This window comes from Pseudarthrobacter defluvii, from assembly GCF_030816725.1.
Taxonomy (GTDB): Bacteria; Actinomycetota; Actinomycetes; order Actinomycetales; family Micrococcaceae; genus Arthrobacter; species Arthrobacter defluvii_A.
On the sequence record NZ_JAUSYG010000001.1, the window covers coordinates 1,866,342 to 1,879,342 of the forward strand.

Annotated in this window: 12 protein-coding genes; all 12 read left to right on the plus strand. The window is 66.8% G+C overall.

The window, feature by feature from the left end; genetic code table 11:
* The first annotated feature begins 35 nt into the window (after positions 1–35).
* The 12 genes from pyrR (at position 36) to metK (ending at position 12,961) form a co-directional block, all read left to right on the plus strand.
* Positions 36–623, plus strand: coding sequence for a bifunctional pyr operon transcriptional regulator/uracil phosphoribosyltransferase PyrR (gene pyrR, locus QF031_RS08755; protein ID WP_307426722.1), 588 nt, complete (start codon positions 36–38; stop codon positions 621–623).
* Positions 620–1,645: an aspartate carbamoyltransferase catalytic subunit gene (locus tag QF031_RS08760; protein WP_307426726.1), complete on the plus strand. Its 1,026-nt coding sequence runs from the start codon at positions 620–622 to the stop codon at positions 1,643–1,645. Before pyrR ends, QF031_RS08760 begins: the two co-directional genes overlap by 4 nt.
* Positions 1,645–2,985, plus strand: a complete 1,341-nt coding sequence (locus QF031_RS08765) for a dihydroorotase (protein ID WP_307426729.1) — start codon at positions 1,645–1,647, stop codon at positions 2,983–2,985. The genes QF031_RS08760 and QF031_RS08765 overlap by 1 nt, the downstream gene beginning before the upstream one ends.
* Positions 2,985–3,503 carry a PH-like domain-containing protein gene (locus QF031_RS08770; RefSeq protein WP_307426732.1) on the plus strand — a complete coding sequence of 173 codons (519 nt, stop codon included), beginning with the start codon at positions 2,985–2,987 and terminating at the stop codon, positions 3,501–3,503. The genes QF031_RS08765 and QF031_RS08770 overlap by 1 nt, the downstream gene beginning before the upstream one ends.
* Entirely contained in the window at positions 3,484–4,812 is a 1,329-nt protein-coding gene (carA, locus tag QF031_RS08775) for a glutamine-hydrolyzing carbamoyl-phosphate synthase small subunit (protein ID WP_370874498.1), read from the plus strand. Before QF031_RS08770 ends, carA begins: the two co-directional genes overlap by 20 nt.
* A complete protein-coding gene (gene carB, locus QF031_RS08780; protein WP_307426737.1) occupies positions 4,812–8,126 on the plus strand; it encodes a carbamoyl-phosphate synthase large subunit in 3,315 nt (1,104 codons plus the stop codon). Before carA ends, carB begins: the two co-directional genes overlap by 1 nt.
* A complete protein-coding gene (pyrF, locus tag QF031_RS08785) occupies positions 8,119–8,997 on the plus strand; it encodes an orotidine-5'-phosphate decarboxylase (protein ID WP_307426741.1) in 879 nt (292 codons plus the stop codon). Before carB ends, pyrF begins: the two co-directional genes overlap by 8 nt.
* 111 nt (positions 8,998–9,108) lie before the next feature.
* Complete coding sequence (mihF, locus tag QF031_RS08790; protein ID WP_026265771.1) at positions 9,109–9,426, plus strand: integration host factor, actinobacterial type; 318 nt, start codon at positions 9,109–9,111, stop codon at positions 9,424–9,426.
* Between the two features lie 45 nt (positions 9,427–9,471).
* Positions 9,472–10,065: a guanylate kinase gene (gene gmk, locus QF031_RS08795; protein ID WP_307426743.1), complete on the plus strand. Its 594-nt coding sequence runs from the start codon at positions 9,472–9,474 to the stop codon at positions 10,063–10,065.
* A 15-nt stretch (positions 10,066–10,080) separates the two neighbouring features.
* Positions 10,081–10,341 carry a DNA-directed RNA polymerase subunit omega gene (gene rpoZ / locus QF031_RS08800; protein WP_003800778.1) on the plus strand — a complete coding sequence of 87 codons (261 nt, stop codon included), beginning with the start codon at positions 10,081–10,083 and terminating at the stop codon, positions 10,339–10,341.
* Positions 10,342–10,379: 38 nt separating this feature from the next.
* Complete coding sequence (coaBC, locus tag QF031_RS08805; RefSeq protein ID WP_307426747.1) at positions 10,380–11,615, plus strand: bifunctional phosphopantothenoylcysteine decarboxylase/phosphopantothenate--cysteine ligase CoaBC; 1,236 nt, start codon at positions 10,380–10,382, stop codon at positions 11,613–11,615.
* A 110-nt stretch (positions 11,616–11,725) separates the two neighbouring features.
* The gene (gene metK, locus QF031_RS08810) at positions 11,726–12,961 is read left to right on the plus strand and encodes a methionine adenosyltransferase (protein WP_307426749.1); all 1,236 of its coding nucleotides are present in this window, start codon (positions 11,726–11,728) and stop codon (positions 12,959–12,961) included.
* Positions 12,962–13,001 lie beyond the last annotated feature (40 nt).

Here is a 13,001-nt window from a genome sequence, read left to right on the forward strand (position 1 = left end):
TCCGTCCTGTGAGGCGGGGAAAGGGGAGACGAGCGTTGACATCTGTCACCAGCGCACCGGTTCCAGCCAGGGTTGTCCTCAGCCAGGCGGACATCGACCGGGCCCTCACTCGTATCGCCCACGAGATCCTCGAAGCCAACAAGGGATCCCGGGACCTGGTCCTGTTGGGCATTCCCCGCCGCGGTTACCCGCTGGCTGTCCGGCTGGCTGATAAGATCGCTGCCGCGGACAACACCGTTGACGCCGCTGCCATTGTGGGCCAGCTGGACGTCACCATGTTCCGTGACGACCTCTCCCACCAGGGGACCCGGCCGCCGTACCCCACCAGGCTGCCCCGGACCGGCATCGACAACAAAGTAGTGGTGCTGATCGACGACGTCCTGTACTCCGGACGCACCATCCGCGCCGCCCTGGACGCCCTGGTCGACCTCGGCCGGCCCCGCATCGTCCGGCTGGCAGTCCTCATTGACCGCGGCCACCGCGAACTTCCCATCCGGGCAGACCACGTGGGCAAGAACCTGCCTACCTCCTCGGCCGAGAAAGTCCGGGTCCGGCTCGAAGAGACAGACACGGCCGACGGCGGAACCCCGGTCAACGAAGTGGTAATCGAGGCGGGCGCGTGAAGCATCTCCTGTCCACCGAGGACCTTAGCTTCACGAACGCCATCCGCATCCTGGATACTGCCGAGGAAATGTCGGCAGTGGGGGAGCGGGAAGTGAAGAAGCTTCCGGCACTGCGCGGACGCACCGTGGTCAACCTCTTCTTCGAGGACTCCACCCGCACCCGCATCTCCTTCGAAGCCGCGGCCAAGCGGCTCTCGGCGGACGTCATCAACTTCGCCGCCAAGGGGTCCTCCGTCTCCAAGGGTGAGTCCCTCAAGGACACGGCCCAGACGCTGTCCGCCATGGGTGCGGACGCCGTCGTCATCCGGCACTGGGCCTCAGGCGCACCCCACCGACTGGCCGCCACTGACTGGATCGACGCAGCAGTCATCAACGCCGGCGACGGCACCCATGAGCACCCCACCCAGGCCCTGCTCGACGCCTTCACCATGCGCCGGCACTGGGCCCGCCTCTCCGGCACCGGCTCCGAAGGGACCGACCTCAAAGGCATGCGGGTGGCCATCGCAGGTGACGTCCTGCATTCACGCGTGGCGCGGTCGAACGTGTGGCTGCTCCGGACCCTCGGCGCCGAAGTCACGCTCGTGGCCCCGCCCACCCTGCTGCCGGTCGGCGTCGAAAAATGGCCCTGCAGCGTCAGCTACGACCTCGATCAGACCCTGCAAAACGGCGTGGACGCGGTCATGATGCTGCGTGTCCAGGGCGAGCGGATGAACGCGTCGTTCTTCCCCAGCACCCGGGAATACTCACGCCGCTGGGGCTTTGACGACAACCGGCTCCGGGCCCTCGACGACCTCGGCATGACGGACACCATCATCATGCACCCCGGGCCCATGAACCGGGGCCTGGAGATCAGCGCCGCCGCGGCCGATTCGCCCCGTTCCACCGTCCTGGCGCAGGTCCGCAACGGCGTTTCTGTGCGGATGGCAGCCTTGTACCTGCTGCTCTCCGGGGACACCCGGGAACCAGCCGCACACCGGGCACCGGCCTACGCCGCTGCCTCTTCCACCAAGGAGAGCAACTGATGGCAGCCAACATTGGAACCTACCTCATCCAAGGCGCCGCCATCCTGGGCGGGGAGCCCGCGGACCTGCTGATCCGGGACGGCATCATCGCCGAGATCGGCCATGGCCTGTCCGCTGACGGCGCCACCGTCATCGACGCCACCGGCCTCGTGGCGCTGCCCGGCATGGTGGATGTCCACACGCACCTGCGCGAACCGGGGCGCGAAGACGCCGAAACAGTGGAGACCGGCACCCGGGCTGCGGCGCTGGGCGGTTACACCGCCGTGCACGCCATGGCCAACAGCACGCCGGTCGCGGACACGGCTGGCGTGGTGGAGCAGGTCTACACGCTTGGCCGGGCAGCAGGCTGGGTGGACGTGCGCCCGGTGGGTGCCGTCACCGTCGGCCTCGCGGGGGAGCAGCTGGCCGAGCTCGGCGCCATGGCTGATTCCCGCGCCCGCGTCCGGATATTCTCCGATGACGGCATCTGCGTCCACGACCCCGTGCTCATGCGCCGGGCCCTCGAGTACGTCAAGGCGTTCGACGGCGTCGTGGCCCAGCATGCGCAGGAACCGCGCCTTACCGCCGGGGCACAGATGAACGAGGGCGACGTCTCCGCCGTCCTGGGACTCACCGGCTGGCCCGCGGTCGCCGAGGAAAGCATCATCGCGCGCGACGTCCTGTTGGCCCAGCACGTCGGATCGCGCCTGCACGTGTGCCACGTGTCCACGGCAGGCTCAGTGGAAATCATCCGCTGGGCCAAGGAACGCGGCATCGACGTCACGGCCGAGGTCACCCCCCACCACCTGCTCCTGACCGATGACCTGGTGCGCAGCTACGACCCCGTCTTCAAGGTCAACCCGCCGCTGCGCACCGACGCCGACGTCCAGGCATTGCGCGCAGGCCTGGCGGACGGCACGATCGACGTTGTGGGAACGGACCACGCTCCGCACCCCAGCGAGCACAAGGAATGCGAGTGGGCCCAGGCTGCCATGGGCATGACCGGACTGGAAACGGCCTTGTCCGTGGTCCAGCACGCCATGATCGACACCGGCCTCATGACCTGGGCCGATTTTGCCCGGGTCACGTCCACCGCGGCCGCAAAGATTGGCCGGCTGGACGACCAGGGCCGGCCCATCGAGGCAGGAGAGCCCGCCAACCTCATCCTGGTGGATCCGGTGGCGCGCTGGATGGTGGACCCGTTCCAGATGGCCACCATGGGCCGGAACTCGCCCTTCAAGGGCAGGGAGCTTCCCGGCAAGGTGGTGGCCACCTTCTTCAAAGGGCACCCCACTGTCCTTGACGGCGCGCTCAACACCCCGCACCCGGAAGGCGCCGCAACTCCGGCAGGGGCTGCCTGATGGATAAGATCCTTCCCGGACTTGCCATGCTGGCGGTGGTCGCCGTCGTCTTTGTCCTCCTCGCCGTCGGCTGGCGCAACCGCCTGAAGCGCCAGTCCGACGTCGAAGAATTGCCCCAGGTGCCCGCCGCACCCGGTGAGCCCACCACCGCTGCCGACGGGCAGTACGTGGCCACCACCACGGCAGGTGACTGGCTTGACCGGATCGCCGTGCACGGGCTGGGCATCCGCACCAACTCCACCCTCGAGGTGTACCCGCACGGAGTCCTTTACGAGCGATCCGGTGCCCCCGCCCTGTACATCCCCGCAGGCTCCCTCACGGGAGTCCGGCAGGACAGCGGCATGGCCGGGAAGTTCGTGGAAAAGGACGGACTCCTGGTACTCGCATGGACGCTTGGCGCGCACGAGCTGGACACGGGCTTCCGTACCCGCCGCGCCGCGGACAAGGACGTGCTGTACCAGGCCCTTCAGGATTTGATTTCGTCAGCCCCAGCGGCTGGTGCCACCAGTGGAAAGTAAGACAGTGAAAGCGAATACATTGACAGCAACCACCTCCGCTCCTGTGTCGGCCCCGGCTGCGCTGGTTCTCGAAGACGGACGTATTTTCCGCGGCACAAGCTACGGCGCCACCGGCACCGCCCTGGGTGAGGCCGTCTTCGCCACCGGCATGACCGGCTACCAGGAGACCATCACCGATCCGTCATACGCCCGCCAGCTGGTGGTGCAGACGGCCCCGCACATCGGCAACACCGGCGTGAACGATGACGACGCCGAGTCCCGGCGCATCTGGGTGGCCGGCTACATTGTCCGCGACGCCGCGCGCCGGCCCTCCAACTGGCGTTCCGAGCGGTCGCTGGATGAGGAGCTGGTGGCCCAGGGCATCGTCGGCATCCAGGGTGTGGACACCCGCGCCATCACCCGCCACCTGCGCGAGCACAAAACCATGCGCGCCGGCATCTTCTCCGGCGAGCCTGCGCAGGGGACCGACAAGGAACTGCTCGACGCCGTCCTGGCCAGTGCCCCCATGGAGGGTTCGCGCCTGGCCGAGGAAGTCAGCGTCGACGAAGCCTACGTGGTGGAACCGAGGGACCATGGCTGGGAGGGCGAGCCCCGCTTCACCATTGCGGCGATCGATCTCGGCATCAAGGCCATGACCCCGGTCCGCTTCGCAGAGCGCGGCGTCCGCGTCCACGTGCTCCCCGCCACCGCCACCCTTGAGGACGTCAAGGCCGTCAACCCGGACGGATTCTTCATGTCCAACGGCCCGGGCGACCCCGCCACCGCCGACGCCCAGGTGAAACTGCTCCGCTCCGTCCTGGACGAGAAGCTGCCCTACTTCGGCATCTGCTTCGGCAACCAGATCCTGGGCCGCGCGCTGGGCTTCGGCACCTACAAGCTCCGCTACGGGCACCGCGGCATCAACCAGCCCGTGATGGACCGCCGCACCGGCAAGGTGGAGATCACCTCGCAGAACCACGGCTTTGCCGTGGACGCCCCGCTCGACGGTGCCACCCGGGCACCCGAGGAGCGCTACGGCCGGGTGGAAGTCAGCCATGTCAGCCTGAACGACGACGTCGTGGAAGGCCTCGCCTGCCTGGACATCCCGGCGTTCTCCGTCCAGTACCACCCGGAAGCGGCAGCCGGGCCGCACGATGCCGCCTACCTGTTTGACCGCTTCATCGAACTGATGGAGGGCACCCGGGACGGCCGGACCGCCAACCTGTCCAAGGAACCGGTGGACTCCGCCCACCCCGCGCAAGCGGACAACAACAGCGCCGACTCGGCAACGCCGAAGAATTCCGACAACAAGACTGAGGACAAGAAGTAATGCCGAAACGTACAGATCTCAAGAGCGTCCTCGTCATTGGTTCCGGCCCGATCGTCATCGGCCAGGCCGCCGAGTTCGACTACTCCGGCACCCAGGCGCTGCGGGTCCTCAAGGAGGAAGGCCTGCGCGTCATCCTCGTGAACTCCAATCCGGCCACCATCATGACCGACCCCGAGTTCGCCGACGCCACCTACGTTGAGCCCATCACCCCCGAGGTGGTGGAGAAGATCATCGCCAAGGAACGCCCGGACGCCGTGCTGCCCACCCTGGGTGGCCAGACCGCACTGAACACCGCCATCGCGCTGGACAAGAATGGTGTGCTGGAGAAGTACAACGTGGAGCTGATCGGCGCCAACATCGCGGCGATCGAGCTCGGCGAGGACCGCGAGAAGTTCAAGGGCGTCGTGGAGCGCTGCGGTGCCGAGTCCGCCCGCAGCCACATCATCCACACCATGGACGAGGCCTTCGCTGCAGCAGAGGACCTGGGCTACCCGATGGTGGTCCGCCCGTCCTTCACCATGGGCGGCCTGGGTTCCGGCCTGGCCTACAACGAGGAGGACCTGCGCCGCATTGTCGGCCAGGGCCTGCAGTACAGCCCCACCAGCGAGGTCCTGCTCGAAGAGAGCATCCTGGGCTGGAAGGAATACGAGCTCGAGATGATGCGGGACAAGAACGACAACGTGGTTGTCGTCTGCTCCATCGAAAACTTCGACCCCGTAGGCGTGCACACCGGTGACTCCATCACCGTGGCTCCGGCGCTGACCCTCACCGACCGCGAGTACCAGAAGCTGCGCGACGTGGCCATCGCCGTCATCCGCGAAGTGGGCGTTGACACCGGCGGCTGCAACATCCAGTTCGCTATCGACCCCGCCACCGGCCGCGTGGTGGTCATCGAGATGAACCCGCGCGTCTCCCGGTCCTCCGCGCTGGCCTCCAAGGCCACCGGCTTCGCCATCGCCAAGATCGCCACCAAGCTCTCCCTGGGCTACACCCTGGACGAGATTCCCAATGACATCACGCAGAAGACCCCGGCGTCCTTCGAACCCACGCTCGACTACGTGGTGGTCAAGGTCCCGCGGTTCGCCTTCGAGAAGTTCCCGGCGGCAGACAACACCCTCACCACCACCATGAAGTCCGTAGGCGAAGCCATGGCGATGGGCCGCAACTTCACCGAGGCCCTGCAGAAGGCCCTGCGCTCCCTTGAGCAGAAGGGGTCGCAGCTGGACTTCAGCCCCGTGCCGGAGTACCAGGTCGAGGAACTGATCGAGAAGGCCAAGCGCCCCACCACCGAACGCCTCCACCAGGTCCAGCGCGCCCTTCTGGGCGGCGCCACCGTGGAACAGCTCTTCGAAGCCACCAAGATCGACCCCTGGTTCCTGGACCAGCTCCAGCTGCTCAATGAGATCTCCCACGAAATCCGGCAGGCCGGCGTCCTCACCAAGGAGATGCTGCAGCGCGCCAAGCGCCACGGCTTCTCCGACGAGCAGATCGGCACCCTGACTCACAACTCTGAGGCCGTGGTCCGCGGGGTCCGGCAGGCCCTGGGCATCCGTCCCGTCTACAAGACCGTGGACACCTGCGCCGCCGAGTTCGCCGCGTACACCCCGTACCACTACTCGGCCTATGACGAGGAAGATGAGGTTGCGCTGCACTCCAAGCCGTCCATCCTGATCCTCGGTTCCGGCCCCAACCGCATCGGCCAGGGCATCGAATTCGACTACTCCTGCGTGCACGCCTCCATGGCGCTGCGCAAGGCCGGCTACGAGACCGTCATGGTCAACTGCAACCCGGAAACCGTCTCCACCGACTACGACGTCTCCACCCGCCTGTACTTCGAGCCGCTGACGCTCGAGGACGTGCTGGAGGTTATCGCGGCCGAGGAACGCACCGGCGGCGTCATGGGCGTGTTCGTCCAGCTCGGTGGCCAGACCCCGCTGAAGCTGGCCCAGCAGTTGGCCGACGCAGGCGTCCCCATCCTCGGCACTTCCCCGGAAGCCATCGACCTTGCCGAGCACCGCGGGGCGTTCTCCCGGGTGCTGGACAAGGCCGGCCTGGTGTCCCCGAAGAACGGCACGGCCGTGTCCTTCGAGGATGCCAAGAAGATCGCCGACGAGATTGGCTACCCCGTGCTGGTCCGCCCGTCCTACGTCCTGGGCGGCCGCGGTATGGAAATCGTCTACGACGAGCCCAACCTCTCCCGTTACATCGCCAACGCCACCGAGATCACCCCGGACCACCCGGTACTGATCGACCGCTTCCTGGAGGACGCCGTCGAAATCGACGTCGACGCCCTTTATGACGGTACGGACATGTACCTGGGCGGCATCATGGAGCACATCGAGGAAGCCGGCATCCACTCCGGCGACTCCGCGTGCGTCCTGCCGCCGATCACCCTGGGTAGCAACGTCGTCGAGCGCGTCCGCGTCGCCACCCGCGCCATCGCCGAGGGCGTGGGCGTCCGCGGCCTGATCAACATCCAGTTCGCGCTGGCCTCCGACGTCCTGTACGTCCTGGAAGCCAACCCTCGCGCGTCCCGGACCGTCCCGTTTGTTTCCAAGGCCACCGGTGTCCAGATGGCCAAGGCCGCGGCCCTCATCGGCACCGGCGTGACCATCAACCAGCTGCGCAGCGCCTACAAGATGCTGCCGGAGTCCGGCGACGGCTCCACGCTGCCGCTGGACGCCCCCGTGGCCGTCAAGGAAGCAGTGCTGCCGTTCAGCCGGTTCCGCACCCTCGAGGGCAAGGTAGTGGACTCCCTGCTCGGACCCGAGATGCGCTCCACCGGCGAGGTCATGGGCATCGACAAGCACTTCGACACCGCCTTCGCCAAGAGCCAGGCCGGCGCCAACAACGCCCTGCCCACCGAGGGCAAGGTGTTCGTCTCCGTGGCCAACCGGGACAAGCGCTCGGTGATCATGGCGGTCAAGCGGCTCTCGGACCTCGGATTCGAGATCGTCTCCACCGGCGGCACCGCCGACGTGCTCCGCCGCAACGGCATCCAGGCCACTCCCGTCCGCAAGGTCGCCGAGGGCAGCAGCGCCGAAGGTGAGGGCACCATCGCCGACCTCATTGTGGCGGGGGAGATCGACATGGTCTTCAACACCCCCTCCGGCGGCGAGGCACGCAGCGACGGCTACGAGATCCGCGCCGCGGCAACCTCCATCGGCATTCCGTGCATCACCACCGTGGCCGAATTCAACGCCGCCGTCCAGGCCATCGAAGCAATGCGCACCTACGAGTGGTCCGTCACCAGCCTGCAGGAGCACGCGGCAGCGCTGGCTGAGTCGCAGAAAGCGGCACTGCAGCATGCCTGAGCAGGCACCCGCCACGGGACACGTACCAGGCGCCGGCCGGGAGTCCTTCGGCTCCCGGCTCGGTGCGGCCATGGCCGCCCGCGGCCCGCTGTGCGTGGGCATCGACCCGCATCCGGCACTGCTCAAGGGCTGGGGACTGGAAGACGACGTCGACGGGCTAAGGCGCTTCTCCCTCACCGCCCTGGAGGCAGTGGCTTCGCTCGCTGCCGCGGTCAAGCCGCAGGTGGCGCTTTACGAGCGCCATGGATCGGCCGGCATGGCGGTGCTGGAGGAGGTGCTGGCCACCGCCCGGGACGAATCCGTTTTGACGATCGCCGATGCCAAGCGCGGCGACATTGGTTCCACCATGGCCGCCTACGCCGACGCCTGGCTGGGGGACGAGTCCCCGCTGGCGGCGGACTCTGTCACGCTCAGCCCGTACCTGGGCTTCGAATCGCTGCGCCCGGCGCTGGACCTTGCAGCGGAAACGGGCCGCGGCGTGTTCGTGCTGGCACTGACCTCCAACCCGGAGGGCGCCTCGGTCCAGCACGTGGGCGGAAACGATTCCGTGGCCCGCAGGATCGCGGCTGCCGCAGCAGCGGAAAACTCCCGGTACGCAGGAAGCCTGGGGTCCGTGGGCCTGGTGGTCGGGGCCACCGTTGGCAGCGCCCTAATGGACCTGGGCCTGGATCTTGCCGCCCTCCGCGGCCCCATCCTGGCGCCCGGCCTCGGGGCGCAGGGCGCAACGCCGGCCGACCTTCGCGCCACCTTCGGCCGCGCCTACCCGTTCGTCTTGGGAACGTCGAGCCGCGACATCCTGGCGGCGGGACCGGATATCCGCGGCCTTCGGGAGGCGGCCCTGGGAACGCTGGACGGACTGCGGGGCCAATAGGACGGCAGTTGCCCGGATGCATTGATTCGGGCTGCACCAGAGGGTAGTTTCAGGACAGGTCCAAGGGCGGCCGCCCTTGGATGAAATCCGCCGACTCCGGGGGTGTCCGAGATGGTTCTGCGACCCTTATCTGCGTCTGAACGGGCCGACGCCCTGGGCAAGGCGGCAGCAGCCAGGGCCACCCGGGCCGCCGCCAAGGAGAGCCTGCGGAACGGCGACAGGTCCGCGGCGGACATCATCAGCTCTGCGCTGGAGGACGACGCACTGGCACGCATGAAAGTCTCGGAGCTGCTCGAAGCCCTTCCCGGCATCGGAAAGGTACGCGCCGCGGCGATCATGCAGCAACTGGGCATCGCTGCTTCCCGCAGGGTCCGGGGACTGGGCGTCCACCAGCGGCGGGCGCTGGTAGATTTTATAGACGAGCATTGAGGCAGGCGGCGCCTGTCTTTCCCCCAACTGCGGCAAAAGGAATACGTGAGCAAGAAACCTGGACTGACAGTCCTCGCAGGTCCGACGGCTGTTGGCAAAGGCACCGTGTCCACCTACATCCGTGACAACTACCCCGAGGTGTGGCTTTCCGTCTCAGCCACCACCCGGGCACCCCGGCCGGGGGAGGTGGACGGCGTCCACTACTTCTTCAAGAGCAAGGACGAGTTCGAGCAGCTCATTGCCGACGGCGAACTCCTGGAGTGGGCCGTCGTCCACGGCCAGAACACCTACGGCACCTTGAAAAGCACCGTGAACGGGGCCATCGCCGAAGGCCGGTCCGTGCTGTTGGAGATCGACCTGCAGGGTGCGCGCCAGGTCAAGGCAGCCGTTCCCGACGCCCAGTTCGTTTTCCTGGCCCCGCCCACCTGGGACGAGATGGTCCGCCGGCTGGTGGGCCGGGGCACCGAAACACCCGAAGAACAGCAGCGGCGCCTGGAAACCGCTAAACTGGAACTTGCTGCTGAACCGGAGTTCGACCACACCGTCATCAATGACGACGTCCGCCGGGCAGCGGACGAGCTTGTTTCACTCATGGGGCTGACACCGCATCCACACCTGCCGGAACCGTCAGCCCGCTAGGAATTTGGAGAATTCGTGTCCACGAACCTTGAAGGCATCATCAACCCGCCGATCGACTCGCTGCTCGAAGCAGCCGACTCCAAGTACGGCCTGGTGATCTTCGGTGCCAAGCGCGCTCGTCAGATCAACGCCTACTACGCCCAGCTTCACGAGGGCCTCTTTGAATACGTCGGACCTCTGGTTGACACCAAGCTGAACGAAAAGTCGCTCTCGATTGCCCTGCGCGAGATCAACGAAGGCAAGCTGGTTTCCACGCCGATCGAAGCCGCAGAGTAGACCTGCTGCTTAACTGACTTGCTGTTGACGGAGGTCACGTGCGCATAGTCCTCGGAGTCGGGGGAGGGATTGCCGCCTACAAGGTGGCATCGCTCCTCCGGCTTTTTACTGAAGCCGGACATGACGTCACGGTGATTCCCACGGAGGCATCCACCCGCTTCATCGGAACGGCCACGTGGGAGGCGCTGTCCGGGAACCCCGTGAGCAACAGCGTTTTCGACGACGTGCACCTGGTCAACCACGTCCGGCTTGGCCACGAAGCGGATCTCGTGGTGGTGGCGCCCGCCACCGCAGACCTCCTGGCCAAGGCAGCCACCGGCCAGGCCGGGGACCTGCTCACCAACACCCTGCTGATGGCCCACGGACCGGTGCTGTTCGCCCCCGCCATGCACACCGAAATGTGGCAGCACGCCGCCACGCGGGCCAACGTCGAAACGCTCCGCTCACGCGGCGCTGCCGTCCTGGAGCCCGCCTCCGGCCGGTTGACGGGAGCAGACTCGGGCCCGGGAAGGCTCCCGGAACCGCAGGTAATCTTCGAGGCCGCCATGGCCTTGGTCCAGGGGCAGTCCGATTACCAGCTGCCCCTCGCCGGGCGCACCGTTACCATCAGCGCCGGCGGAACCCGCGAGCCGCTGGACCCCGTTCGGTTCCTCGGCAACCGGTCCTCAGGTAAACAAGGGGTGGCACTGGCCGTTGCGGCACGGAACGCCGGCGCAACGGTCCGGCTGCTGGCTGCTCACATGGACGTTACGCCGCCAGCCGGCGTGGAAGTCGTCCGGGTGGAAACTGCCCTGGAACTCCGCGAGGCTGCGCTGGCCGCTGCTCCAGGGTCCGACGTAATCATCATGTCCGCGGCGGTGGCTGACTTCCGCCCGGCTGACGTTTCGGACACCAAGATCAAGAAGCGGGACGACACTGCGGATCCTGTCATCACCCTGGTCCGCAATCCGGACATCCTGCAGGAGCTTGTGGAGCAACGCACTGCGGACCCGGCTGAAGCGGGGCAGCTCATCGTGGGCTTTGCCGCAGAGACCGGGGACGGCCAGGGGGATGTGCTGGCGTATGCGGAGGCGAAGCTGCAGCGCAAGGGCTGCGACCTGCTGGTCGTGAACCATGTGGGGACGGACAAGGTCTTCGGGCAGGACTCCAACGCAGTTGTCATCCTTTCGCGCTCCGGCTCCGAACCGCAGGAAGCGTCCGGTACCAAGGCCGAGGTTTCGGAAGCCATCATCAGCCGCATCAGCCGTGAACTGAACCGTGTTGCCTCGAGCTGAACCCGTTTCGCCCGCTGCCTGACGTGTTTCCGGCCACCTTTGCTTAGCACGGGGACATCTACCGACTCCTCCCTGACGGGAGCACCGACACCAACCAGTAAGGTAATTGAGTGACTTTACCGCTGCACCTTCCCCATACCCACGGGGCCACGCCCTCCGCGCTCCGGCTCTTCACGTCCGAGTCGGTCACCGAAGGCCATCCGGACAAAATCTGCGACCAGATCAGCGACGCCATCCTCGACGCCCTGCTGTCCGCGGACCCCGAGTCCCGCGTGGCCGTGGAGACCATGGCCACCACCGGCCTGGTGCATGTGGCAGGCGAAGTCACCACCGACGCTTACGTCGAGATTCCGCAGATCGTCCGTGAAACGATCCTGGGCATCGGGTACGACTCCTCAGCCAACGGGTTCGACGGTGCCCGCTGCGGCGTGTCCGTATCCATCGGCCAGCAGTCCAACGACATTGCCGGCGGCGTCTTCAACTCCCTTGAGGCCCGCGAAGGCCGCCAGGAGGATGATTACGACCTCCAGGGCGCGGGCGACCAGGGCCTGATGTTCGGTTACGCCAGCGATGAGACGCCGTCCTACATGCCGACGCCCATTTGGCTGGCCCACAGGCTCTCCGAACGCCTCACCGACGTCCGCAAGACGGGCCAGCTGGCCTATCTTCGCCCGGACGGCAAGACCCAGGTCACCGTGGGCTACGACAAAGACGTCCCGGTTTCCGTTGAAACGGTGGTCATTTCCAGCCAGCACGCCGAGGGCGCAAGCCTGGAGCAGCTGCGCGCCGATCTCGCTGCCGTCGTCATCGAACCTGTCCTCGCCGCCGCGGACCTCGACATCTCCCGCGCCGCGAACATCCTCAACCCTGCCGGCGAGTTTGTCATTGGGGGCCCGGTGGGTGACGCCGGGCTTACCGGCCGCAAGATCATTGTGGACACCTACGGCGGCATGGCCCGCCACGGCGGAGGTGCCTTCTCCGGCAAGGACCCGTCCAAGGTTGACCGCTCCGCCGCCTATGCCATGCGCTGGGTTGCCAAGAATGTGGTGGCCGCAGGCCTTGCCAAGCGTGCCGAGATCCAGATCGCGTACGCGATCGGCCAGGCGCGGCCGGTGGGAACGTACGTGGAGACCTTTGGCACCGAGACGGTGGATCCCGCCCGGATCAGCGAAGCCATCGCGGAAATCTTCGACCTCCGTCCCCGTGCCATCATCGATGCCCTGGACCTGAAGCGGCCCATTTATGCCAAGACCGCCGCGCACGGCCACTTCGGTCGGGAAGACCCTGATTTTACGTGGGAACGCCTGGACCGGGTGGATGATTTGAAAGCGTTCTTCAACGCCTAGCCGCGCTCCCGCCGGAGGCTCTGTTTGCAGGCACGCGACA